Below are 266 nucleotides of genomic sequence, written 5' to 3'. Positions count from 1 at the left end.
AAATAAACCAATGGTCGTCGATGAATAACCTGTAAGACCCCAGTTTATTGAGGCTGTAGCAAAATACAAAGTGTGGCTTAACTGAATGATGCTAGCAGAAGCAATGGCCAACAGCAGCGTCTTGTTTTCGAATAGTCGCCGCCAGTCTGGTTTGTGGGTGCGCTGAATAGCGTAGGAGACATTTCCATTCGGGACGCGATGTCTTAACCATAAACAACTTAGCGCTGTGAAAAGCATGCTGGCCGCAACGCTGACAGGCACCCACG

1 protein-coding gene is annotated in these 266 nt (G+C 48.1%); it reads right to left on the bottom strand.

Annotation, left to right across the window (positions count from 1 at the left end; translation table 11 throughout):
• Nucleotides 1-266 (bottom strand): hypothetical protein (locus AC0L20_RS41155; protein WP_473295853.1); only part of this gene is annotated, 266 nt, incomplete at both ends.

The sequence above is a fragment of the Bradyrhizobium sp. Kon58 genome, assembly GCF_055807455.1.
This window is presented reverse-complemented; position numbering and strand designations above follow the sequence as displayed.